The organism is Sulfitobacter sp. L-8 (assembly GCF_056859255.1).
Genome location: NZ_JBSXOD010000042.1, coordinates 132,966 through 157,388, shown reverse-complemented (window position 1 = coordinate 157,388; position 24,423 = coordinate 132,966). Strand labels below are relative to the sequence as shown.

Genomic DNA, 24,423 nt, shown 5'->3' with positions numbered 1-24,423 from the left:
GTTGATCTGACTGCGGGCTTTCTGTCACCGTTCAGGTGTAATTCACATCACGGCTTCTATGAGATAGGGTCCTTTGGTCGCCAACCCGGTCTCCAGAGCCAGTTCCAGCGCTGCGCAATCGGTTACCTGTGTTGCGTCCACGCCCATGGATTTTGCCATTTCGACAAAGCGCAACGTCGGTTGGTCCAACGAAAGCATGTCGATCGCCTTGGGACCTGCGTTGCTGACGCCGACATTGGTCAGCTCACCCCGAAGGATCTTGTAGACCCGGTTGGCGAATATCACGATCGTCACGTCCAGGTTTTCCCGGGCCATCGTCCACAACGACTGAATGGTGTACATCGCGCTTCCGTCGCCCACCAAGGCAAGAACCTTGCGTTCGGGGCAGGCCACGGCAGCGCCGATTGCAACCGGCATGCCATAGCCGATAGAGCCGCCGCAGTTGTTCAGCCACGTATGCCGCGGCGCGCCAACGGTCGCCGGAAAAAAGCTGCGTCCGGTCGTGATTGCTTCGTCCACGACAATAGCGTCACGAGGAATGCTTCTGGCCAGTACATCGGCGATACCGCCCGGCTCCAACGGACCTGTGGGTTTATCTGGCACCGCGTTTGGCGCAATGCCGGCGGGTGGGGTTTCGGCGGCCCCCACGTTGTCGCATACAGCGTTCAGCGCCCCCGCGATATCCTGCGATGTCCGGCAAAGGTCGATGATCTGCGTGCCCTCAGCCGTCAGGATCGCCGGTTTGTCCGGATAGGCGAAAAATCCGATGGGCGCGCGGGCACCGATCAACACGATACGCTTGAACGGCTTCAATACCTCTAGTGCTTGGTCGATCGGGTATGGCACCCGATTTATCACGACCCGCCCTGCCCCACGTTCGAGCCGGGCGTTGGCCCACTCACACAACAGCTTGCAGCCGGTTTTCGCCGATATCCGACCTGCGATTTCCAGCATATCCTCGGTCAATGCCGCGCCGCCCAACAACAGCAGGCTGTCAGGACCCGATAGCGCCGCGACGGCATCATCCAAAGCGGTCGCATCGAACGGTGGCCGCAGTAGCGATGCCAGTGGTTCAGCAACCTTACCACCCGTGTTCCATGCGGTGTCACTGGGCAACATCAATGTCGCCACCTGCCCCGGTGCCAGATTGGCAGCCTGAACTGCCTTGGCCGCGTCTGCCCCGACGTCTGAGGCTGACATCGACGTATGCACCCAGTGCGAAACGGGTCGCGCGATCCCTTCGATGTCGGATGTCAGCGGGGCGTCAAGCTCGATATGGCTTACCGCGTGTTCGCCCACAATGTTGACGATCCCTGAACCGGCTTTCTTGGCATTGTGCAAGTTCGACAACCCGTTGGCCAACCCCGGCCCGAGGTGTAACAACGTGCAGGCCGGTTTGCGGGCCATCCGAAAATACCCGTCTGCGGCACCTGTCGCGACACCTTCCTGCAGCACCAGAATGGATCTCATTCCCGGCACATGATCCAGCGCGGCGACAAAGTGCATCTCGGAGGTGCCGGGATTGGTAAAGCACGTGTCCAGCCCGCTCTCAAGCAAGGTTTTCACCAGGCTTTCGGCACCATTCATAAGCGTATCATCGGTTGATTGACTCACATCTAATTCCTTTGAATCATGTTTTCACCGCGTCCCAAAAGGGTACCCGCAGTTCTTTTTTGAGGATCTTGCCGATAGAGCTGCGCGGCAGCGTATCACGGATTTCGACAGCGGAGAGCCGTTGGCTTTTCCCCAGCTTTGCATTGGCATCAACGCAGATCTGGTCACCGGTTCGGGTCGCACCTGCACGAAGCACCACAAGACCATAGGGGGTTTCGCCCCACGCTTCGGACGGCACGCCGATGACAGCGGCATCGATCACATCCGGATCCGCCAGCAACATCAGTTCAAGGTCATCAGCATAGATGTTCAAGCCGCCCGAAATGATCATGTCTTTCTTGCGGTCCGACAAGATCAGGAAACCGTCCTTGTCGAAGCGACCCATATCACCGGATCGGAAAAACACTCGCCCCGCATCGTCGCGCCAAATATAATCTGCCGTCAAGTCATCGCGCCCGTAGTATCCGGCCATCATGGTGGGGCCGCGGCCGCAGATTTCTCCGACTTCGCCGCTTGGCACTTCGTTCCCTGCTTCGTCAATCAAGCGGATCTCGTTTCCGGGGGCCGGTTGGCCGACCGTATGCAACTTGTCGGGATGCTCTGCCGAATTCAGGACGGTGACACCCCCGCCTTCGGTCAGCCCGTAGTATTCCAGCAGCTTGCCAGGGAACCGCGCCAGAACGTCGGCCTTGACCGCGGCGCGCAGCGGCGCAGAGGTCGAGAACTTGACCTTCATCGAGGTCAAATCGAACGCTTCGAAATCGGGAACGTCCATGATCCGTTTATACTGCACCGGCACAAGCATTGTATGGGTGATCTTTTCGCGCTCAACGATTTCCAGATATCCGCGCGCGTCGAATTTCGGCATCAGGTATACGGTGGACCCGCCGTATAGAGTGGGAAGGAATGACACAATCGTGGTGTTGGAGTACAGCGGCGTCGACAGCAAGGTTCGCGCGTCATCATCATAGCCGTTGGGGGACACCCGATCCATCTGCGCGGCGCGCATCCAGTGGTTATGCAGGATCCCTTTCGGCGTGCCGGTCGTGCCTGACGAATAGATCAGGTTAAATGCATCAGACATATCGATGGCGATGTTCGGGTCCGTGACATCCGCCTGTTCCACCGCCGCGCTGAAGGATTGGAAAGCCGGATGATCAAAATCAAGCGCGAACCGGGCGATATCAAGATCGGTGACAAACCCTTCGACAAGATCAAGATATTGCACCGCGACAAAGATCGCCTTTGCACCACAATCGGTTAACATTTTCTGTAACGCATCCGGAGACGCCATCGTCGACAGTGGCGTCACGCAGGCCCCCGCCCGCAGAATACCCATGAAAAGCGCTGCATACGGGATCGAGTTGGGCGAAATAATCGCGATGTTATCGCCCTTGGCAACGCCCATCGACAGAAGCAGATTGGCAATCTTGTTGATCTGCCTATCGAACTCTCGCCAGCTTATCGACGTGTTTTCACAGACCAGCGCCAGTTTGTCCGGATGGGTCTGGGCGTTGGCCCGCACGACTTCCACGATTGTGCGGGTAGGTGCAGTTGCAGGCGCAGGAGGATTGATCGGTAACATGGGGGCTTCCTGATTTGATTCACGCAAATACCGCGCAACATTATTGCGTCGGCATCACGTGAATCAGTTGTAACGATCAGGAAGAAACTTGCAAACGGATGTATCCTATTCCGTTTGCGTAGTGAGCGCCCTATACGCCTCGTGTTGGGACAGGAATACGCGGCCAGTCAGATCCTCGATGAAATGCTGTTTTTTCAAGCGATCCATTACAGGGCCTTTGACCTCTGACAGGTGAAGCTGAATCCCCATATCCCTGAGCCGGGCGTTTACTGCCTCGAGCGATTCCAGTGCGCTTAGGTCGATCTCGTTTATCGCGGAACACATCAGCACGACGTTCTTCAGCTTTTTGTCGTCCGCCAAGCGGTCATAGATGTAATCTTCGAGAAAATGAGCATTGGCGAAATACAGGCTTTCGTCGATGCGCAGCGTCAGCAACGTTGGGTCGGTTTCGACCTTGTGGCGGTGGATGTTACGAAAGTGTTCAGTGCCGGGGACCAAGCCGACTTCGGCAATGTGCGGTCTGGTGGTTTTATACAGATGCAGGAAAATCGACAGGATCACGCCGCAGGTGACCCCCAGTTCAACACCGTCCCCCAGCGTCACCAGCATTGTCGCCAACACAGCCGCGAAATCAGCCTTGGAATAAGCCCAGGATTTCTTGAGAATGCTGAAATCGACCAACGTCAGTACAGCGACAATAATTGTCGCGGCCAAGGTAGCCTGCGGCAGGAAAAACACCAACGGCGTCAACGCGAGGGCCGCGATGGCAAGTCCTACGGCGGTAAAGGCCCCCGCCGCCGGAGTTTCCGCCCCTGCATCAAAGTTCACCACAGAACGTGCAAAGCCACCGGTCACAGGAAACCCCCCTGTGAAAGCTGCGCCGATGTTGGCAGTCCCCAGGCCAATAAGTTCTTGATCGGGATTGATGCGCTGGCGTCGCTTCGCCGCCAGGGTTTGTGCAACTGAAATCGATTCAACAAACCCGATAACCGAGATCAAGATCGCAGGTAGCAGCAGGCTCCCCATCATGTCGAGAGAGAAGTCGGGAAGTGTCAGCGGCGGCAAGCTTTGTGGTACCGACCCCACAATCCGCACGCCCATGTCGGCAAGGCCCAAGATCCAAACCGCGACAGTGGTCAAGACCACTGCGGCCACTGGTCCGGCTTTGGTCGCCACGTCTGCGACCCTGGCACTGGCACCTTTTGATTTCAGAAAGGGTTTCAATCCTCTGCGGACCCAAAACAGAAACGCTGTGGCTGAGACACCGATGATCACCGTGACCCAGTTGGTATTGCCCAAATTTTGCCAAAGCGAGACAAGAAGCGAAATCAAGTTGTCGCCAGATGCGCTGATACCTAGGATATGCTTGATCTGGCTTGCCGCGATGATGACACCCGAGGCGGTGATAAACCCAGCGATGACCGGGTGTGACAGGAAATTGGCGAGAAAACCCAGCTTGAATACACCCATCGTCAGCAAGATCACGCCCGATAGAAACGCCAAGGTCAATGCGGCTACGGCATAGCCCATCGTGCCTTGGTCGGCGATATTGCCAAGCGCCGCTGCGGTCATCAGCGACACAACAGCCACCGGGCCTACCGCCAACGCCCGGCTGGTACCGAATACCGCGTATAGCAGGATGGGTACGATGGATGCGTAAAGCCCCGCTTCGGGCGGCAGCCCGGCCAGCAAGGCATACGCCAATGATTGAGGGATCAGCATGATCGTCACGATCACTGCCGCCATCAGGTCATTCGATAGAGTCGCCTTGTTATAACTGCGCCCCCAATCAAGTATGGGCAAATAGTTCCGCAGTCTTTGGGGCATCTTGACGCCTGCTTTCATTCTCTATCGCCCCCCCCTTGCTCGGGGGCGCAGTCTTTATCTCATCCTCTGGTTGCAGAGGTATTTATTATGGGGAAACGTCCTTTACGCGCGGATCACAAGCCATTCACCGGTACTTTCAGCACCGGGTTCCCGTCTTTATCCTTGGGCATATGACCAGCCCGCATGTTCACCTGAAGCGACGGAATAATAAGTTTGGGCATCGCCAGCTGCGCATCGCGTTCGGTGCGAAAAGCGATGAATTCCTCTCGGGTCTTGCCCCCGCCTACGTGAATGTTATGCGCCTTTTCCTCGCCGACCGAGGTCTCCCACTTGATATCGCGACCGTTGGGGCCGTAATCGTGGCACATGAACAAACGCATATCATCCGGGAGCGCCAGGACTTTTTGTATGCTGTCATACAGCTCTCCTGCGTCGCCACCCGGAAAGTCGGCGCGAGCGGAGCCGCCATCGGGCATGAACAAAGTATCCCCGGTAAAGGCAGCGTTACCCATGACATGCACCATGCAAGCGGGGGTGTGACCCGGCGTATACATCGCGAAACAGGTCATCTTGCCGACATTGTAAGTGTCGCCATCCTTGAACAAGGCGTCGAATTGCGATCCGTCGCGTTGAAATTCGGTGCCTTCATTGAAAACCTTGCCAAAGGTTTCCTGAACGGTCATGATCTTTTCACCAACGCCGATCTTTCCGCCCAGTTTTTCCTGAATATAGGGTGCCGCCGACAAATGGTCGGCATGAACATGTGTTTCAATAATCCATTCGACGGTCAGCCCCCGCCTTTCGACCTCGGCAATTAGCGTATCGGCGTGGTCATAGGTGATCCGCCCGGCGGCATAGTCGATATCCATGACAGAATCGATTATGGCGCAAGAGGTGGATTCCGGATCACGCACCACATAGCTGATCGTATTTGTGGCAGGATCGAAAAACCCTGATACCTCGGGCACGACGTTCATGTTAACAGGATAGCCTGACATCATCGTATACTCCGTCTTGTACGTACTGCGCTTGATCAAGAAGGCTTGCCAAGCTACTACATATTAAACATATTCATACTATGGAATTTTTAAAGGGGAAAGTGGTTTATGCAAATTGACAGGCGTGCGTTCCTGGCACAAGGCTTCGCGACCAGCGTCCTTCTTGGATTTCCGGGCCTGCTGCATGCACAGATGACGTTGGGGCAGATGACGTTGGATGTAGTCAGCGATGGCCATCTTGTCCTTCCAGGCAGCTTTGCGTTCAACGATATGCCCAAGGACGAGCTCATGCCGATCCTCGAACGGATGAACCAGCCCTTTGACCAGCTTACCCCCCCGTGCAATCTTAGCCTGCTGCGGGGCAACGGGCGTGTGGTGCTGTTCGACGCGGGATCCGGCACCGAATTCATGCCCACCGCCGGCAAGTCACTTGCGGCGCTGGAAGCATTGGGCGTCAGTCCCGATGATATCACTGACCTGATTTTCACCCATGGCCACCCCGATCACCTTTGGGGCGTGCTGGACGATTTCGGGGACTCGTTGTTCTCGAACGCCACGCATTATATGGGGCAAGCGGAGTGGGATTACTGGACCGACCCCAATACCGTCAGCACAATCGGAAACGCGCGGCAGGCTTTCGCCGTCGGGGCCGAACGCCGGCTTCAGGTTATTGCCGAACAGACAACGTTTTTCTCGGATGCCGAGGAAATACTACCTGGTGTGGGCGCACGTATCACGCCGGGGCACACCCCGGGACACATGTCTTTCGAGGTTCGCGACGGCAATAGTGCCGTGATGATCGTCGGTGACAGTATTGGCAATGACCACATCGCGCTGGCGCGTCCTGACTGGTTGTCACCAGCAGACCAAGATCCGATTTTGGGTGCGCAAACCCGCGTGGGATTAATCAATGATCTCGTGGCGGCGCAGATGCCTATCGTAGGCTTTCACCTGGGCCAGGGTGGCCTGGGGCGGATCGAGAAAACCGATGACGGATTTTCCTTCAGGACCGAGGTTTAAAGATATGAAGCGTTTCGTTTTTACCGCCGCTGTGGCGCTGACCACGGTGCCAGCCTTTGCCAGCGAAGATATCGCCGATCAATACCCCGGTTCGGTTCTGTATTCAAAACCGTACGAATTCATCCCCGGCGTCTATTCCGCTATCGGTGCGACGGCCCCGCCCACCTATGAAAATGCCGGTCATAACAATAACCTGAGCTTTATCGTCACCGGCGACGGCGTGGTTGTGATCAACGGCGGCGGATCCTACCAGCTTGCCAAGGCGCTGCACGACGAAATCAAGGCGGTTACCGACCAACCTGTCAAGCTGGTGCTGGACGAAAACGGTCAGGGCCACGCGATGCTGGGCAACAGCTATTGGGCTGAACAAGGCGTCGCAATCGTGGCCCACACTGACGCCGCCAAAGCGTTCGAAGAAAACGGCGCGCAATCCCTGCGGTCCGCTCAGTCCATCGCCAAGGAACGCGCCGACGGCACCGAACTGGTACCGCCCACCGAAACATTCGATGACAAATACGTTGTCGACATGGGGGATTTCCATATCGAGGCGCTTTACCTTGGCCCCGCGCACAGCCCCGGCGACATTGTCGTATGGCTGCCAGAGCAAAGCCTGGTGATATCTGGCGACATGGCCTTTAATGAACGTTTGCTGCCGATATTTTCCGATACGATAACATCAGAATGGCTGGAGACATGGGACAACGCGTTCGAGCCTCTGAACGCTACTTATGTCATTCCCGGTCATGGGCATCCGACAAACATGGCGCAGGTCCGTCGCGATACCAAGGGGTATTTGGAATATTTGCGCGGTAAAATCGCAGAGCATCTGGATGCCGGCGGCACGCTTGCAGATGCCTATTATGTCGATCAGTCCCCCTATGCCAACCTTGACACATTCGAGGAACTGGCGACGATCAACGCGGGTCGAGTGTTTGAACAGATGGAGTTCGAATAGAGGGTTTAAAACCCGTCCAGAGCGGTTTTGGTAATCTCATCCAACAGCGCCTGGACCTCTTGCATCGGACCGTCGGGGAACGTGGGGTATCCGACGGTGACTTTGCCTTCGATATCGGCAACGAAGATGCTGTACGGGCAATGTACGATATTCATTGGGTCTGCTTCCATCACCCGTCGCGATACCACGGCCGAACAGAATAGATACACGTCAGCCGCCTTGAATATCTCGACGTCGCTTCCGACATCGGGGCCGGTGCGGTTCAGCATTTCACCGGTATGGCTCACATAGTCGACGACCAATCCCTTACCGATGATCGCATTCTCGACCGCAAAGGTCGCGTCCTCGAAGCTGCCATCGTAGTCATAGGTAATAGCCTGCCCCTCAGCGAACACAGGAGTAGAAAGCGCGTAGATTGCGGCTGCACACAAAACTTGTCTCATCACTTAACCTTTCGCTGGGGAATGAAAATCGGGTTGGGACATTCTAGCATGCGGATATGCGTCACACCAACCGGGTAAGTGGGGCCGGCATAAAATCACCGCCCCCACTTGTTATAGTGCTACTTATTGCTGAGAGAACGTCGACAGGTAGGCGATCACCGCCTCAATGTCGGACTCTTTCTTCAGCCCACCAAAGCCCATTTTGGTGCCTTTGATATAAGCTTTGGGTCCTGCAAGAAAGGCAGCAAGGGTTTCATCGTTCCAGACCATCCCTTCGTCGTTCTTTTCCTTGAACGCCTTGGAATACTTGAAGTCTTCGATGTGACCGACGGTGGCTCCCACTACCCCGTTCAACACCGGACCCGAGCGGTTTTTCGCGCCGTCGCCAACCTGGTGGCAGGCTTTGCACTTACGAAACACCTTTTCGCCATCTTCGATCAAAGCAGGATCGACTGCGGCGATTTCGGCTTCCTGCTCTTGAGCAGGCGCAGGCTCGGGTGTGGCTGCGGGTTGCTCTGCCACGGCTTCTTCCTTAGGTTCCGTTGTCGCCGCGGTTTCTTCCTTCGGTTCCGTTGTCGCCGAGGCCTTGGTCTCGGTCGCACCGTCCGCAGTTTCGGGCGTTACGTCCAGTACTAGCGCGCGCATGGTCACTTCGACCTTGTCCTTGCAGTCTGTCATGCAAGGTTCGCCCGTCCACTGGGGAATTTCGACTTCCATACGGTTGTCCTGGATGAAACCATCGGCGTTAGGCATCTTCACATCCAGGAAGTTGTCTTTGGACAAGACGAAATCATCCTCCACCAAATCGTTGGAATACAAGATGTAGGCAACAATGGCATAGACCTCATCGTTGGTCAGGGTACCTGCGTTACCGTAAGGCATCGAGCGGCGGATATAGTCGAATGTGGTGGACAGGTAGGGCCAATACGACCCGACTGTCTTTACCGGATCCTCGCGGTTCAGCGTACCTTTGCCACCGGCCAGTTTCGGCCAGTTGTCAATACCTTCGGCAAAGTCGCCATGGCAGGCGGCGCACTTCGTGGCAAAGATCTCTTCGCCATCAAGCACGTCACCCTCACCGTCGGGCAGACCCGTCCCGTCAGGATGGATGTCTAGATTCCACGCAGATATTTCTTCGGGCAGAGCGGCGCGCCCCAACCCCAGAGGCTGAGCAACAGCCGGTAGCGACAACATCGTCGCGACGGCGGCTAGAGACAGTGATTTAAGAAACTTCGACATTTTCGGCCTCCCCATTCGGGCGTACCCACCAGGTTTGAATACAGTTATTGTGATAGATCGAGTTCAAGCCACGCACCTCGCGGAGCTGCGTCTTGGTCGGTTGGACGTACCCGGTTTCGTCCATCGCGCGAGACTGCAGGAACATCTCCTCGCCATCCCAATCGACGTCCAGATAGAAACGTGTCAGGGCGCGCTTCTCACCTGGCTTGGCCAACCGGGCAGTTTCCCAGGTTTTGCCGCCATCTCTGGACACGTCCACGCGGGTGATTGCGCCGCGTCCCGACCATGCCAGACCGGTAATGACCAACGGGCCCTTCCCGTGCGTGATCGGTGCCTGTGGACTGGGGGATGTGACAACCGATTTGGCGTCCATTTCCCATGTCCATTTGCGGCTGATACCGTCCGCCAACGTGTCGGTGTATTTCGACGTTTCTTCGCGGCTCTCGACGGGGGCATCCATCACTTCGATACGGCGGATCCACTTGATCCACATGTTGCCTTCCCAGCCCGGCACGACCAGACGAACAGGATAGCCGTGTTCCTTGCGCAATGCTTCGCCGTTGGCCTTGAAAGCGACCAACACATCGTCCAGCGCCTTTTCCATTGGAATGGACCGCCCGTTCGAGGACGCATCGGCACCTTCCACATAGACCCATTTGCCAGCAGTGTCATAGCCGGCTTCTTCGAGCAAAGTCCGCAACGGCACACCGGTATATTCCATGTTGTGGATCATGCCATGGGTGAACTGAGCACCGTTCAACTGGGCCCCTGCCCACTCCATGCCTGTATTCGCCGCGCATTCACAAAAATACACGTGATTTTCGCGTGGGAAACGCTCCAGGTCCGCATATGTGAAAACCAACGGCTTTTCGACCATACCGTTGATCATCAAGCGATAGTCCTCCTTGCGCAATTCGATCGCGCCGGAATGGTGGCGTTCAAATGCAGCACCCTGCGGGGTAATTGTCCCGTCAAGCGCGTGGATTGGCGTGAAGTTGATCGAGCTTATTGTATCCGCAGTCAGCCATTCGACGTTGCGGCGGATAACATCGTCCTCAAACCGGATCGGCATGCCATAGGGCGTGGCATCGACGCCGTCACCAAAAGACTGCGCCCATTCCTGGGGTTCAGTGATCAGCGGGTCCGGCGTTTCGGCGCGGGCTGTGCCCGCGGCCATCGCACCGACCCCGGCAGTTGCTGCACCACGCAGGAATGCGCGGCGGCTTGGTCGCAAGTTGTCAAAGGCGTCCGACATGACAAACTCCTCCTATATATTTGAGTTATTTAGGTTACGCGCCGTCGACTGTGACGCTGTTATTCGGGTCAAGAGATACGGTGCCCAACTTTCGAATGTGGCTTTCCACAACATCCCAGATCGGAGGACCTTCCGTGCCTTCGTTTACGCTGGCCCAACCTGCAATCTGATAGGTCTTGGCCGGATCAATCATTTCGCCAGTCTTGAGCAATGTCATTTCGGTGATGCGGCTGCCTTGTGGCTTTGACACGTCAATGCGGTACCCAAGCCCGCCGACACGCACCATGTCACCGCCCTGCTGGTAGTATGGGTTCGGGTTGAAGAGGTTGTCGGCCACGTCTTCCAACACGACGTGCAGGAATTCGCCGGTCATCTCTGTGCGATAGGCGTTGGGATACGTCATCGAGGTCACGTTCCAGATATCCTCGCGGGTGATATCCTGCCCTGGCAAGATCGACGGCCCCCACCGGACGCCCGGGCTCAGCGCAATATCTGCTTCGCGTTCGGAAAGCAAAGCGTCGCAGATCAGATCATCCCAAGAGCCGTTGAAATTGCCGCGACGGTACAGCAGCGTGTCTTCGCCCGTACGCCCGATAACCTCGGCCAGCTGCTCGGTATAGGGGGCACGCTGTTCGTCGATCACGGCGGTCACGGCCGTGTCAGGTTCAATCACATCCGAAAAAATCGGGATCAGCTTGTGGCGGAAACCCATCATACGCCCGTTCTGGACATCAAGATCGACGCGGCTGACAAATTTCCCGTTCGATCCTGACGCAACGATGATGGTTTCGCCCTCCAGCGCCGGTTCAGGCAGCGCGTCATGGGTATGGCCCGACAGGATCACGTCGATGCCCTTGACGATACCCGCCATCTGCTTGTCGACGTCGAACCCGTTGTGGCTGAGACAGACAACCAGTTCCGCCCCTTTGGCGCGAACTTCGTCCACCATTTCCTGCATACGCTCATCGCGGATGCCAAAGGAGTATTCGGGGAACATCCAGCCGGGGTTGGCGATCGGCATATACGGGAACGCCTGACCGATGACCGCTACTTTGACACCGCCGGTTTCATAGAACTTGTAAGGGGGGAACAGGGCGGTAGGTTCGTCCCATTCGGCGTCAAAAATGTTTTGACCGAGAGCGGCAAAAGGTAGGCCTTCGACGATTTCATTCACACGCTCGGACCCCAACGTGAATTCCCAGTGAAAGGTCATCGCGTCGGGCTTCAGAGCATTCATCACGTTGACCATATCCTGGCCTTGGGTCTGGTAACACGTATAGCTGCCGTGCCATGTATCGCCGCCATCCAGCAGCAACGCGTCGGGCCGGTCCGACCGGATCTTGTTGATAACGGTGGATACGCGATCAAGCCCGCCCATCTTGCCGTATGCCTGTGCAAGGGCGGTAAAATCATTGTAGGTCAGTGCATAGGCCGAGGGGCTACCGTCTTCGATTCCGTATAGCTTGCGAAAGTCGGCACCTGTGACGTGTGGAACGACCCCGTTGTTATTTCCCATCCCCAGATTGATTGACGGTTCCCGGAAATAAATCGGCTTAAGTTGCGCGTGGATGTCGGTGATGTGGATCAGACTGACATTACCGAAGGTATCGAACTCCAGCAATTTGTCTTGGGTCAGGGCCTGCTGCGCGGCCAACTTGCCCCAGTTACCAAAGGAGGATGCCCCATAAAGAGCAGTTGCAGCCATACTGGCTTGAAGAAAGTCGCGACGAGAGATCATTCGGAGGCCTTGTCTCGCGCATTCACATGCGCATGTTTGAATGGGTTAAGTAAAAAAACCGCCTCGCACCAGGCGAGGCGGTTTCAGAATACTAGTTACGAACGGAGGGGCCCTCGACAGACAGACCGTTGCCACGTGAGCCTACGTACAGCTCAAGCGCCACAAACTCGGGGCTTCCGGGCTTGAAGGTTTCGGCACGCGTATCACGGACACAGCCCTTGAAACGGGACTGAACAGCGTTCAACTTGTTGTTTTTCAAGCGATAGGTTGGAAATCCGTTGATTTGACCTTGGCTCAGGTGATCAGCGCGGATCATGTTGCCATAATTGTCTTCATGACAATTTGCGCAAGACAACTCCAACTGACCAAAGCGGGTGTAATAGATCTCTTTACCCTTTTCCCAAGTGGATTGCGCAGGGCCGTCGATTGCCACATTCACGGGAAGACCGCGGGAAACAGATGACAGCAAGGCGACCATATTGACCATCTCGCCGCCGGTGTAATCCCACTTTTCGGCCCCCATGCGGTTTTCCCGACAATCATTGACCTGCATTTCCAAGGTGCGCACTTCACCAGCCGCTTCGACATACTTGGGATACACGGGGCGTACCCCTGCCATTTCGGACGACGCGCCGTGGCAATCTGCACAGGATTTACCCTCTGAACCCTCGGCGGTATTCCAGGCCTCTTCGCCTTGTTCAACGAAGATCATGCCCGGATTATCGAAATCATCGGCCTCCATGGCACGCGTTTCTTCCCCTCTGAACAACCAGCCCGACATGATTTCATCCATCGTATCGGAAAGATGCGCCGGCGCTTCGGTGCGGGTGACTATTTCGATTTCACCGTTGATCACCAGATTGTCGTCCGCAGCTTCGGCCATAGCACCTGATGCCGCAAAAAGCGCCATCATACCGGTAGCCAGACCTCTAGTAAGCATGTTCATTATTGTCCCTCCCAAGAATACAGACGTTTATCCGATCGCGATCTCTTTGCTCTCTTCATAGATGTCGCCATCGTCGTCATACCAGGTAAACTTGAACGTCCCGGCCTCTGGCACGACGGCGTCAAATTCTAGATATGGGTTTGTTGAAATTGCCGGATCAAGCTCAATATCCACTACGTTTTGATCGTTAAAATCGCAAGTGAAACGATTGATGATCGACCGGGGAATCAAGTTGCCATCGCTGTCTTTGCGCTGACCTGATTCCATCTTGTGGCTGATCAAAGTCTTGATCGTGATCGTTTCGCCAGCCGCAGCCGACTTTGGTACCTTGACGCGAGGTTTTACACCAGTTGCCATGTCATATATTCCTTTAAAACCTTAGCCGCCGCAGCCGCCGATTGTCACTTTTACTGTACTAGAGGACTTGGCGAAGCTTCCATCGGCCAGCTTGGCGATGGCGATCACGTCCTGGGTGCCGGCAAGACGAATCCGTGTGGATGCGTGCTGCGAACCCGCCAGAGGGCCAAATTTGAATGTCGCAACCTTTGGCGTGGGGTTACCCATCGCCAACACCATGATCTCGGTGGCACCAGGTGCATCAACCTCGATCGGCACGGTATTGCCGTTTTCAGCAATCTCCGGGGCCGTCAGGGTCACACCTGTATCAGCCATTTCCGCTCCGCCGGTGAAGGCCGCTATCACGTCATCGCCGGCAGATGCCAAGGCGAACCTCGGCATAGACAGTACGGCAAAGGCGCTTGCGCCCATGACGATTACATTACGTCGTGTAAATTCCATTATTTTACTCCTGAACAAATCCCTAGGAACGGGATCTTAATCTTTAAGTGTAGCGAGATACGCCACCACATCTTCGACCTGCTGCGCCGACAAAAGCGGGCCCAACGTATCATCAGCGGCCTCGCCAGTGAAAGCCTTACCCGGACGGATAAAACCAGTGTCCTTATAGAAGGCTGGCATCATCGTCCCCTCGAACATCATCTTGGCATTCGCCACGATTCCGCGCAATTCGGCTTCGCTCCAGCGATCACCGGCACCATCCAGCACCGGGCCGATTCCGCCCTGCCACGGCACATCGGCCAACGCGGTAACCTGATGGCAAGCAACGCAGTTACCCAGCTTTTTGCTGCCAATGATTTTTGCCCCCTCTTCGGGGTTACCCGCAACGCCGGTCAGCGATTGCTCCACCGCGCCGTCGGTATAAGTTACGGCGGTCGGCGCGATCTCAGCGGCAACCGCGCTTGCAGCCATCCCCACGGACGCCACCAAGGCCATTACGGAAATTTTCATGCGTCCTCCCAAAGACTCTTATTTGCTAAATCCTAGACTCCGCGCCATTATGACGCAACTATAAATTCGATTTTTTGAATTTTATAATGAAGCAAAGTTAATTACCTTGCGCCGACAATTCGCGCGCGAGGTACTTCTGGAAACTCTCATCCCCCTCGTACGCTTTTTCCTCGACCCATTTCAGCATGCCAAAGGTTGTCCCCGGCCCAAAGGCACCCGGCACCGTGGCAACAGCCGCTTGAGCCGCCGACTGTCCATCGTCGACCGTTTCGGGCAAAAATACCATGGTCGGCGTGAAAAGCATGCCCCACTTGCGTACCATGTCTTTCTCGGGAAGCGCCTCACCGTCGAAATCCGTGACCTCCACGTCTCCGAACATGTTGAGCTGCACCACAAAGAAGTTTTCGCGGATATAGGCATCGATATTCGGCAACGGAAAGATTTCTTGATGCATCTTGGCGCAATAGATACATCCACGCTGCTCGATGATCAGCATCAGACGCTTACCTTCCGCATTCGCGTCCGCCAGGTCCTCTCGGAGATCCTTGAAGGTTTCTCGCATCCAGGTCGTCTTGTGCAAGCCGTCGTCGCCCATTGTAACGGCTAGGGCTGCCGTGGAAAACATGGAAAGTAGAACAATCAGGCATCTACGAATAATGGCCATACCCCATATCCCTTAACCAATGGCAGTGAAAATCGGAAAGGTTTCAAGCATCCACTGCGCAATGTAGTTTACCGAATTGGTGGCAATAAGTATACCAAATAGGATTAAAAGCGCCCCCATTACCTTTTCCACGGTACCCAGGTGCTGCCTGAAGCGTGCCATCCAGCGCATGAATGGCCCGATGAAAACGGCAGCCAGCACGAAAGGAGCCATCATCCCCGCGCCGTAGGTGAACAGAAGCAGTGCCCCGGTTCCGGCGGTATCGGCCCCCGCCGCGGTGAACAGGATTGCCGCCAGCACAGGCCCCACGCAAGGGGTCCAGCCAAAGGCAAAGGCAAGGCCGATTACATATGCGCCCACCAGGCTGGATGACCCGGTGACACCGGCGTCGGCGCGGAATTGGCGGTAAAGAATGCCGATGCGGATCACCCCCAGAAAGTGCAATCCCATCGCGATGATGATCGCAGCCGCCAGCCAGCGCAGAATATCGAAATAGTCCCGGACCACCTGGCCGAATACCGTGGCGACCGCCCCCAGGCCGACGAAAATCGTGATGACCCCTGCTGCGAAAAACAACGATGCAAGCAATGCCCGGCGGCGTACAGATGCATCGATCGGGCCGTCGGCGGTGATCTGGTTCATCCCGACGCCGGCCAGATAGCTAAGATAGAATGGGACTATGGGCAGTACACACGGGGACAGAAAGGACAACAGTCCCGCGAATGCGGCGCCATAATAGGTTATATCAAACATTCGTGAGGCCTTTGACTTGTGTCATTCACATATTCACATTAGGTAGTATGAAATCAACAGGTGAATTTATCATGCGTTTGCGTACTGCTCTTTTTGCTATCGCGACCTCGTTTCTGCTTGCAGGTGCTGCATTTGCGGAAACCGCTTTGATCATGGTCGAAGAACAGGGCTGCGTCTGGTGCGCCCGTTGGAACAAGCAAATTGCCCCGATCTACCCCAAAACTCCCGAGGGCAAGGCGGCCCCCTTGCGGCGCATCGATATCAACGCCGAACGACCCGATGACCTGACTTTCGCCCGAAGTTTGCGATTCACGCCGACTTTTGTATTAATGATCGATGGAAATGAGGTATCACGGATCGAAGGCTATCCGGGAGAAGACTTCTTTTGGGGTCTTCTGGGGCGTATGCTCTCCGAAGCCGAGGTCCCAATTGCGCAGGGAGGCAGTTGAATTCATGACGAAAGCGATGTTAGACCCCGTGTCGCCTCTTTGCTCCCCCCTTGAAAACCAACAAGGAACATAGTCTGTGGGTCTTCCCGTTTTCGACAAAAACATGTGCGCAGAAGATCTCGATAAAATGGCTGACAACGCGGTCAGAGCATCGAATTTTCTGAAGGCCATCAGCCATGAAGGTCGGTTGATGATCCTGTGCCATTTAGCCTCCGGCGAAAAATCTGTCACCGAACTCGAAGAATTGCTGTCGGCACGTCAGGCGGCAGTCTCTCAGCAATTGTCCCGGCTCCGGCTCGAGGGGCTGGTCGTACCACGCCGGGATGGGAAGACAATCTTCTACCGCCTCGCTGATGATCGTCCCAAGCAGATCATGGAAGTGGTGTATGATCTCTTCTGCCGGGCGGATTAGATAAGGTGACAGCCTTTGGTGCGGCGCTGCTGGAGATGTTTTCAGAACCGACGCTCATGGCCATGGCGGGGCTGTTCGGAGGCATTTTGCTTGGGCTCGCGGCCCGTATAGGGCGGTTTTGTTCGTTAGGGGCCATCGAAGACCTTTACTATGGTGCCAGTTCGGTCCGGTTTGCCATGTGGGGGATTGCACTCGGTGTCGCAATCATAGGGACGTTCGGACTGTCCAGTGTCGGGGCGTTGGCCTTGCCTGACACGCTCTATTTGGCGATCGCATGGAACCCCTGGGCCAGTGTGGTGGGTGGTCTGATGTTTGGGTACGGCATGGCGCTCGCGGGCAATTGCGGCTATGGAGCACTGGCCAGACTCGGCTGCGGCGACCTTCGGTCCTTCGTGATCCTGTTGGTCATGGGCATGTCAGCCTATATCGCGCTTGGCGGTCCCATGTCATCTCTGCGCCTCGCGCTTTTCCCGATTGAACCGGCAGCGGAAACCCCGGGAAGCATCGCCTATCTGCTCGCTTCTTACCTGCCCTTTGACCTACACGTCATCGGCATCGCCATCGGCATTGCGATAATCGGGGTCACGCTTTTGCACGCTGGCCTGCGCAAGAATCCTGCCGCACTGTGTTGGGGGCTGATCGTGGGCGTGGCGATTGTTTCCGGCTGGGCCTTCACACAGTGGATATCAACCCACGGATTTGCCCCTCACGTCGTCATCTCCCACACCTTCACGGCCCCCGTCGGCGAAACAGTGCTCTATTTCATGACCTCATCCGGCAACTCGGTAAGCTTCGGCACCGGCTCAGTCCTGGGGGTGATACTGGGCGCTTTCATCGGCTGCTTGATAAAGGGCCACGGCCGCTGGGAAGCCTGCGATGACCCGCGCGAACTACGCCGCCAGATCGGCGGGGCCGTGCTGATGGGGTTCGGTGCCGTAATCGCCGTCGGCTGTAGCATCGGACAAGGATTATCCGCATTTTCCGTATTAGCCTATGGCGCACCGGTGACCTTGGCCTGCATCGTCATCGGGGCCTTGATCGGCCTGCGCCAGCTGGTCGAAGGGTTTCGCCGGTTCGCCTGAACGCCCTGCCCGCCTCCCCCCTGCTGACTTGGCCCGCCGTCCTGCCGCCTTTGTCATCCCCTGACCGCAGGAGCGCCGCACTCCCGCAGCCCCTCGGACACCCCAAACCGGTGGGTCTGCCTCATCGCGAAACAAAACGGTCGGTATATAGAAAATCGCGGCTCCCCTTCCAAATGGTCTAAAATCCTCGCCGAAGGCTCCGCCGATTGCCTCCGCCAGGATCAGCCCTTATATCGAGCTCAGCTCTCATCCATAAGGCCCGCTCATATGACTTTCGACAGAACCGTGAAAATCGCCCCTTCCATCCTCGCCGCCGACTTTGCTAATTTCGGTGCGGAATGCGCCGCTATTGAAAAACAGGGGGCAGATTGGGTCCATGTCGATGTGATGGACGGTCATTTTGTGCCCAACATCAGCTTTGGCCCCGCCACGTGCGCGGCAATCCGTCCCCATATCAAGGGCGTGATGGACGTGCACCTGATGATCGCACCGGTAGATCCGTATATTGATGCGTTTGCCCAGGCTGGGGCCGATGTCATCACCGCCCATGTCGAAGCCGGGCCCCATATTCACCGCACCCTGCAGGCAATCCGGGCGGCAGGTGTCAAAGCCGGTGTCGCATTGAACCCGGGCACGCCCGCCGCAGCGGTCGAACATCTGCTCGATATCGCCGATCTGGTGTGCGTGATGACGGTGAACCCCGGCTTTGGCGGCCAGAAGTTCATCGACATGACCGACAAGATCAGAACCCTGCGCGCCATGATCGGGGATCGCCCCGTGCACATTGAAATAGATGGCGGTGTCGACGTGAACACGGCGCCGGGCGTGACACAGGCCGGCGCGGATGTGCTTGTGGCGGGCTCCGCAGTATTCAGAGGTGGATCGGTCAGCAATCCTGAGCCATATGGCGAAAATATCCGCGCCATCCGCGCGGCCGCTTCGGGCACTTACGTCTGAATACGCAACCAGCATTGCGCAACAACCTCGCGGGTGGGGTATCGCAAATACCCCACCCATATTTTCTAAACCCTGTCAGGCAAGCTCATTCTTGAATGTCTCGATCAATTTGTGCTTGAGAATTTTACCTGTCGGGGCCGCAGGAAGCGCAGTGCCAATGATGAACTGGCTGGGGCGTTTGTACCCTGTCAGGCGCTCTTTCACGAAAGCGCGTAGCGTTTCAGGGTCAAGTGTATCGCCTTCAGCGATCTGGACAAAGGCCAACACTTCCTCGTCGCCATCCTTTCTGCGACCGACCACCGCTGTCTGGATAACCTGGGGGTGGTCATTGATCGCGGCTTCGACTTCGGGTGGATACACGTTGAACCCACCATGGATGATCAGTTCTTTGGAACGGCCAAGAATATGCAGATGGCCTTGCTGGTCAATCGTGCCCAGATCGCCGGTTCGCAACCAGCCTTCCGCGTCGATTGCTTTTGCGGTCTCTGCCGGGTTTTTGTAATACCCTTTCATGATATGTGCCCCGCGGGTCAAGACCTCGCCACATCCCGGACTGCTGCCAGCCACGGTGTCGTCGATCTTGATTTCTACCCCTGGCAAGGGCGGGCCGACCGAAATGTCTGACGACCCCAGTGGGTTGCTGGTGGCAGACGTACCTGCGGTGGTTTCGGTCATGCCATACCCGTTCTGGATCGCGACGCCATAGAACGCCTCTGCCTTGCGCTTCCAGGCGGGGTCCAGCGGTGCGGCCCCTGACGAGACATAGCGCAATGTCTCGGATCCAAGCTGCGTAAGGCCTTTTTCCTTGGTATACTGCATCAGCAGCGCATGCATTTGTGGAACGGCAGACAGGAAATGCACGCCGGTGGTCAAGGCCGTGTACAGCTTTTCAGCCGAGAACCTCGCCTCGAGCCGGACATGCGCCCCGGCACAGCACGACGCCGTCATGACCGAGCATAGGCCAAAGACATGGGTCAGCGGCAGAACCCCGTAGACGACATTGCCCGCGCTGATCCCTCGAAGCTTGGCAGAGGCTTTCCCGCCAAAGCGCACGTTGTCATGGGTAAGCATCACGCCTTTCGGGTCGCCGGTGGTTCCGGTGGTGTACAGCAAAACCGCCACATCGCCCAGGTCAGCGTCCGGATTGGACGCGATCGGGGTTGCAAGGTGCAGACTGCCAAATGCCCCGGTTAACTCTTTGCCGCCCATGGCATCGCTGTGTTTGACCGCGTCGCTTGATGCACAGGTTGTCATCAAGATCGCCGCGGGCGTTGCATGATCGATGATGCGTTTAATTTCTGCGGGACTTTGGCGGGCATTGACTGGAATGATCACCGCGCCCGCTTTCCAGGTGCCAAAGACCGTGGCGACGGCCGCGGCGCAATTTTCGGAAAGCATCAGAACCCGGTCATTGGGCTGTACACCTGCGTCGCGCAGCAGCGTGGCGACGTCATCGCTGGCTCTGTCAAACTCATCAAAGCTCCACTGGGTGCCGATGCTGTCGCTCAATGCCGGCTCTGCGCCGCGGATAGCGACCTGCTCGGTCAGAAATTCCTCTACGCGTCTCATGTTCCTCCTGCCTCCCCGCAGTCATTCAGTCCCGGCGCAATTCGTTCGAATCCACCGGGCACAGGCATATTCGGCAGCCTGTCAGCCGCCGTAATTCGGTTTACGCTTGTTCAGAAATGCCGCGATGCCTTCGGCGGCCTCATCTGCGCCGGTGGCGTGGGCCATGGCATCGCCTTCGGCATCCAGTTGCGCAGCCTCGGTAACGTCATAGGCTTGTGCGACCAACCCGCGAATAGCGGCTTGAGCGTCGCGCGGACCCTCGGCCAGACGATCGGCCAAATTCATTGCTTCATCGAAAGCCTTGCCTTTGTCCGTAATCACATTGACCACGCCAAATTCGGCCATCCGATCAACGGTGACCGGCGCGGCAAGCAAACACATTTCCATCGCCAATTGCCGTGGCAGCGCACGCGCAAGAGAAGCAGTCAGCCCCCCATCGGGCACCAGCCCTGCCTTGACATAGGCCGCCGTAAATTTAGCACCCGTGGCCGCGACGATCAGATCGCAGGCCATCGCAAACGACAATCCGGCCCCCGCCGCCCCGCCTTCGACAGCGGCGATCACCGGGACAGCGCTGGAACGGATTGCACGAATCAGATTGTGCAGCTCTTCGATTTTGCCCCGGCGCTGGTCTTTATCCATTTCGCGCCGGGCGATCAGAATGTAAAGATCGCCTCCGGCGCAGAAAAAGTCACCCTCTGAGGTCAAGATCACTGCGCGAATGCGCGGCTCCTTGGCCAGTTCCATCGCCTGCCCGATACACGCATAAAGCTCTGGCGACAGGGCACCGCGTTTGTGTGCGTTGCCATTCCAAACGACAATCCGGTCGCCTTTGTCTTCGATCCGTGCGGTCATTTCAGTTTCTCCTGGGGGACCCGTTTGAACACGCCGGTGGATGTCGCAATGACTGTGCCGTCTTCGTGGACCAGTTCGGCGTCGATATACAACAAGCTGCGCCCGCCGCCTTTGACCGTCCCTGTTGCGGTGACACGTCCGGGCAGGCCAGCGGCGAGGAACTGTGTCGTCAGCGAGATTGTCAGAAACGGGTGCATGCCGGTTGGGTCGACGCTCAGCGATCCGGTCATACCGCACGCGTTGTCCAACAACGTGGCCGCGATACCGCCATGGAGAACCCCATGGCGGTTCAGGTGCTGTGGGCCCAAGTCTAGATAGCAGCGCCCATGCGCCGGATCGGATGTATCAACGACATATCCGACCAGCGTCTGGGTGCCGGTCTCGTCCCGGATCAGCTGGCTTTCATCAGGCTGCGGCGATAGCAATGTAGCGCTCCAGATGATGGTCCGTGTCGCCAAAGCGGTGGTCTGACATGATGATACGCTTGGCGATATGGGCCAGTTCGTATTCTTGCGTCATCGCGATTCCGCCATGCATCTGGATGCTGTCTTCGGCAACCAGGCGGCCCGCGCGGCCCAACAGGTTCTTGGCGGCTGAAACATGGCTTTCGCGGCTTTTGTACTCAGCCTCAAGATGGCCCGCCGCTACGATCACTGCCGAGCGAGCCTGCTCCATCTCGATCAGCAGGTCGGACATGCGGTGCGCCAGCGCCTGGAACGTGCCGATGGGTTTGCCGAATTGCTTGCGGGTCATCAGGTATTCGCGGGTCAGGCGGGTTGCCGTTTCCATCGCACCCAGTGTTTCAGCACAGATCGCGACATTGGCCGCAGCGACGCGCGCTTCAATCGCCTTGAACGCCTTGCCAGCTTCACCCAGACGGGCAGAAGCAGGAACGGACACGTCATCCAGCGTGACTTCGGCGGCACGACCACCGGCCAGCAGTGCATAGCCTTGCAGCGTGATGCCCTTTGTATCCGCCGGCACGAGGAACAGCGAGATCCCGTTTTCGTCGCCTGCCTCGCCGCTTTCGCGGGCAGAAACGATCAGCATGTCGGCGTTTTCAGCGTTGACCACAACCGCCTTGCGACCGTTCAGCACCACGTTGTCGCCGTCGACTTTCGCCGTTGTGCTCACGCGGTTCAGGTCATAGCGGCTGTTCGGCTCGCCGTGTGCAAATGCCAGTTGCAGCGTGCCACCGATGATCGCTTCGACATGCGCTTTCTGGTCGTCACTGCCCAAGTCGGCAATCAGACCGCCGCCCAGAACGGCGGTATCAAGGAAGGGTTCAACCACGCCCGCGCGGCCCAGTTCCTCGAACACGACGGCGATGTCGAAACCAGCGCCGCCAAAGCCGCCCTGATCTTCGGTGAACAGAGCGCCGATGACGCCCAGTTCGGCCAGACCGTTCCAGATGTCGGCGGAAAAGCCGGTGTCGCTTTCAAGGATCTTGTTGCGGGTCGCAGTGTCGTATTTGTCGCGCAGGAAACGGCGCAGACTGTCTTGCAGCATTTGGCGTTCTTCTGTCAGGTCGAAGTTCATGCTCCACCTCCCATCGTAGTTTTGGCAATGATCTGGCGCTGGATTTCGTTCGAGCCGCCAAAGATCGACAGTTTGCGGTTGTTGAAATATTGCGCGGCGACGGGGCCGGCGTTCAACGGATCAGGCAGGGCCAGGTTCGACCCTTCGATCGCTTCGGATGCGAATGGCATTGCATAGGCCCCTGCCGCACGACGTGCGAGGTCGTTGATTTCCTGACGGATGATCGTGCCTTTGACCTTCAGCATGGACGATTCAACACCCGGTGCCGCGCCCGCTGCCGCCTTGGAGACGATGCGCAGGTTTGTGGTGCTCATCGCCATCAGGTCGATCTCGACCTGTGCCACACGTGCCGCGAAATGCGGGTTCTGCATCAACGGCTTGCCGCCGGACATCTCTGCCTTGGCGATACGTTTGACCGCGGTCAAACCCGCTTGCGAGAACCCGACGCCCGCGATGTTGGTGCGTTCGTGGGTCAGCAGGTACTTGGCATAGGTCCAGCCTTTGTTCTCTTCGCCCACCCGATTCTCGACGGGCACCTTGACGTCGGTGAACCAAACTTCGTTCACTTCGTGGGTGCCATCCAGCAGGATGATCGGGCGGACTTCGACGCCGGGTGTATCCATGTCGATCAGCAGGAAGGAAATACCCTCTTGCTGCTTCACCGTCTTGTCGGTGCGCACGAGGCAGAAGATCATGTTCGCGTGCTGACCCAGCGTGGTCCACGTCTTCTGGCCGTTGACGATGTAGTGTGTACCTTCGTCGTTCAGAACCGCTTCGGTCTTGAGCGACGCAAGGTCCGATCCCGCACCCGGCTCGGAATAACCCTGACACCACCAGTCTTCGCCCGACAGGATGCGGGGCAGCCAGTAATCGTTCTGCTCTTGCGAGCCGAATTTTTGCAGCACGGGGGCCAGCATCGACAGGCCAAAAGGCACGATGCGCGGCGCATAGGCGGCGGCGGCTTCTTCTTCGAAAATGTGGCGCTGAACCGCGTTCCATTCCGCACCGCCGAATTTCTTGGGCCAGTTCGGAGCCAGCCAGCCCTGTTCGTTCAGGATCGCATGCCAGCGCTCCTGCCCCTCTTTACCCAGTTCTTCTCCCTTGCGAATTTTATCGCTCATTTCCTTGGGGAGCTTTTCCTCAAGAAAGGCCCGCACTTCGGCGCGGAATGCCTTTTCTTCGTCGCTATAGCTGAGATCCATTGTCTTCCTCCGG

At 57.0% G+C, this 24,423-nt stretch carries 25 protein-coding genes; 6 read left to right on the top strand and 19 right to left on the bottom strand.

Annotation, left to right across the window (positions count from 1 at the left end):
* Positions 1-42: 42 nt before the first annotated feature.
* The 4 genes from AC13DE_RS06980 to AC13DE_RS06965 form a co-directional block, all read right to left on the bottom strand.
* Positions 43-1,587, bottom strand: a complete 1,545-nt coding sequence (locus AC13DE_RS06980) for an acetolactate synthase large subunit (RefSeq protein WP_483047483.1) — start codon at positions 1,585-1,587, stop codon at positions 43-45.
* Positions 1,588-1,630: 43 nt separating this feature from the next.
* Positions 1,631-3,199, bottom strand: a complete 1,569-nt coding sequence (locus AC13DE_RS06975) for a class I adenylate-forming enzyme family protein (RefSeq protein WP_483047466.1) — start codon at positions 3,197-3,199, stop codon at positions 1,631-1,633.
* Between the two features lie 105 nt (positions 3,200-3,304).
* The gene (locus AC13DE_RS06970; RefSeq protein ID WP_483047465.1) at positions 3,305-5,026 is read right to left on the bottom strand and encodes a SulP family inorganic anion transporter; all 1,722 of its coding nucleotides are present in this window, start codon (positions 5,024-5,026) and stop codon (positions 3,305-3,307) included.
* Between the two features lie 113 nt (positions 5,027-5,139).
* Complete coding sequence (locus AC13DE_RS06965; RefSeq protein WP_446312553.1) at positions 5,140-6,024, bottom strand: MBL fold metallo-hydrolase; 885 nt, start codon at positions 6,022-6,024, stop codon at positions 5,140-5,142.
* A 108-nt stretch (positions 6,025-6,132) separates the two neighbouring features.
* Here AC13DE_RS06965 and AC13DE_RS06960 point away from each other — a divergent pair, with 108 nt between their 5' ends.
* Both AC13DE_RS06960 and AC13DE_RS06955 read left to right on the top strand, forming a co-directional pair.
* A complete protein-coding gene (locus AC13DE_RS06960; RefSeq protein ID WP_483047464.1) occupies positions 6,133-7,044 on the top strand; it encodes an MBL fold metallo-hydrolase in 912 nt (303 codons plus the stop codon).
* Between the two features lie 4 nt (positions 7,045-7,048).
* Positions 7,049-7,999 (top strand): MBL fold metallo-hydrolase, encoded by a 951-nt coding sequence (locus AC13DE_RS06955; RefSeq protein ID WP_446295377.1) that lies wholly within the window; start codon positions 7,049-7,051, stop codon positions 7,997-7,999.
* 5 nt (positions 8,000-8,004) lie between these two features.
* Here AC13DE_RS06955 and AC13DE_RS06950 read toward each other — a convergent pair whose 3' ends face one another.
* The 10 genes from AC13DE_RS06950 to AC13DE_RS06905 all read right to left on the bottom strand — a co-directional run bounded on the left by AC13DE_RS06950 (position 8,005) and on the right by AC13DE_RS06905 (position 16,345).
* Positions 8,005-8,442 (bottom strand): DUF302 domain-containing protein, encoded by a 438-nt coding sequence (locus tag AC13DE_RS06950; protein ID WP_446295378.1) that lies wholly within the window; start codon positions 8,440-8,442, stop codon positions 8,005-8,007.
* 123 nt (positions 8,443-8,565) lie between these two features.
* Positions 8,566-9,681: a c-type cytochrome gene (locus AC13DE_RS06945; protein WP_483047463.1), complete on the bottom strand. Its 1,116-nt coding sequence runs from the start codon at positions 9,679-9,681 to the stop codon at positions 8,566-8,568.
* Positions 9,665-10,936 carry a sulfite dehydrogenase gene (gene soxC / locus AC13DE_RS06940; RefSeq protein ID WP_446295380.1) on the bottom strand — a complete coding sequence of 424 codons (1,272 nt, stop codon included), beginning with the start codon at positions 10,934-10,936 and terminating at the stop codon, positions 9,665-9,667. Before soxC ends, AC13DE_RS06945 begins: the two co-directional genes overlap by 17 nt.
* Positions 10,937-10,970: 34 nt before the next feature.
* Positions 10,971-12,674 carry a thiosulfohydrolase SoxB gene (soxB, locus tag AC13DE_RS06935; protein ID WP_483047462.1) on the bottom strand — a complete coding sequence of 568 codons (1,704 nt, stop codon included), beginning with the start codon at positions 12,672-12,674 and terminating at the stop codon, positions 10,971-10,973.
* A gap of 91 nt (positions 12,675-12,765) precedes the next feature.
* The gene (soxA, locus tag AC13DE_RS06930) at positions 12,766-13,620 is read right to left on the bottom strand and encodes a sulfur oxidation c-type cytochrome SoxA (RefSeq protein WP_446295382.1); all 855 of its coding nucleotides are present in this window, start codon (positions 13,618-13,620) and stop codon (positions 12,766-12,768) included.
* A 27-nt stretch (positions 13,621-13,647) separates the two neighbouring features.
* Complete coding sequence (gene soxZ / locus AC13DE_RS06925) at positions 13,648-13,977, bottom strand: thiosulfate oxidation carrier complex protein SoxZ (RefSeq protein WP_446295383.1); 330 nt, start codon at positions 13,975-13,977, stop codon at positions 13,648-13,650.
* Between the two features lie 21 nt (positions 13,978-13,998).
* Complete coding sequence (gene soxY / locus AC13DE_RS06920; RefSeq protein WP_446295384.1) at positions 13,999-14,418, bottom strand: thiosulfate oxidation carrier protein SoxY; 420 nt, start codon at positions 14,416-14,418, stop codon at positions 13,999-14,001.
* Positions 14,419-14,454: 36 nt separating this feature from the next.
* Positions 14,455-14,928, bottom strand: a complete 474-nt coding sequence (soxX, locus tag AC13DE_RS06915; RefSeq protein WP_446295385.1) for a sulfur oxidation c-type cytochrome SoxX — start codon at positions 14,926-14,928, stop codon at positions 14,455-14,457.
* Positions 14,929-15,025: 97 nt separating this feature from the next.
* On the bottom strand, positions 15,026-15,592 hold the full coding sequence (locus tag AC13DE_RS06910; RefSeq protein WP_446312548.1) for a SoxW family protein: 567 nt from the start codon (positions 15,590-15,592) through the stop codon (positions 15,026-15,028).
* A gap of 12 nt (positions 15,593-15,604) precedes the next feature.
* Complete coding sequence (locus tag AC13DE_RS06905; protein ID WP_446295387.1) at positions 15,605-16,345, bottom strand: cytochrome c biogenesis CcdA family protein; 741 nt, start codon at positions 16,343-16,345, stop codon at positions 15,605-15,607.
* 71 nt (positions 16,346-16,416) lie between these two features.
* Between AC13DE_RS06905 and AC13DE_RS06900 the strand changes: the two genes are divergently transcribed.
* The 4 genes from AC13DE_RS06900 (at position 16,417) to rpe (ending at position 19,245) form a co-directional block, all read left to right on the top strand.
* Complete coding sequence (locus AC13DE_RS06900; RefSeq protein ID WP_446295388.1) at positions 16,417-16,794, top strand: thioredoxin domain-containing protein; 378 nt, start codon at positions 16,417-16,419, stop codon at positions 16,792-16,794.
* A 76-nt stretch (positions 16,795-16,870) separates the two neighbouring features.
* A complete protein-coding gene (locus AC13DE_RS06895; RefSeq protein ID WP_446295389.1) occupies positions 16,871-17,206 on the top strand; it encodes an ArsR/SmtB family transcription factor in 336 nt (111 codons plus the stop codon).
* A gap of 26 nt (positions 17,207-17,232) precedes the next feature.
* Complete coding sequence (locus tag AC13DE_RS06890) at positions 17,233-18,288, top strand: YeeE/YedE family protein (protein ID WP_446312554.1); 1,056 nt, start codon at positions 17,233-17,235, stop codon at positions 18,286-18,288.
* A gap of 267 nt (positions 18,289-18,555) precedes the next feature.
* Complete coding sequence (gene rpe / locus AC13DE_RS06885) at positions 18,556-19,245, top strand: ribulose-phosphate 3-epimerase (RefSeq protein ID WP_446295390.1); 690 nt, start codon at positions 18,556-18,558, stop codon at positions 19,243-19,245.
* A gap of 75 nt (positions 19,246-19,320) precedes the next feature.
* Here the strand turns inward: rpe and AC13DE_RS06880 are convergent, their stop codons facing one another.
* The 5 genes from AC13DE_RS06880 to AC13DE_RS06860 all read right to left on the bottom strand — a co-directional run bounded on the left by AC13DE_RS06880 (position 19,321) and on the right by AC13DE_RS06860 (position 24,410).
* Positions 19,321-20,814, bottom strand: coding sequence for a class I adenylate-forming enzyme family protein (locus AC13DE_RS06880; protein ID WP_483047461.1), 1,494 nt, complete (start codon positions 20,812-20,814; stop codon positions 19,321-19,323).
* A gap of 81 nt (positions 20,815-20,895) precedes the next feature.
* On the bottom strand, positions 20,896-21,669 hold the full coding sequence (locus AC13DE_RS06875) for an oxepin-CoA hydrolase, alternative type (RefSeq protein ID WP_483047460.1): 774 nt from the start codon (positions 21,667-21,669) through the stop codon (positions 20,896-20,898).
* A complete protein-coding gene (locus AC13DE_RS06870) occupies positions 21,666-22,094 on the bottom strand; it encodes a PaaI family thioesterase (protein WP_446295393.1) in 429 nt (142 codons plus the stop codon). Before AC13DE_RS06870 ends, AC13DE_RS06875 begins: the two co-directional genes overlap by 4 nt.
* Positions 22,075-23,208, bottom strand: a complete 1,134-nt coding sequence (locus AC13DE_RS06865) for an acyl-CoA dehydrogenase family protein (protein WP_483047459.1) — start codon at positions 23,206-23,208, stop codon at positions 22,075-22,077. Before AC13DE_RS06865 ends, AC13DE_RS06870 begins: the two co-directional genes overlap by 20 nt.
* Positions 23,205-24,410: an acyl-CoA dehydrogenase family protein gene (locus AC13DE_RS06860; RefSeq protein ID WP_483047458.1), complete on the bottom strand. Its 1,206-nt coding sequence runs from the start codon at positions 24,408-24,410 to the stop codon at positions 23,205-23,207. The genes AC13DE_RS06865 and AC13DE_RS06860 overlap by 4 nt, the downstream gene beginning before the upstream one ends.
* Positions 24,411-24,423 lie beyond the last annotated feature (13 nt).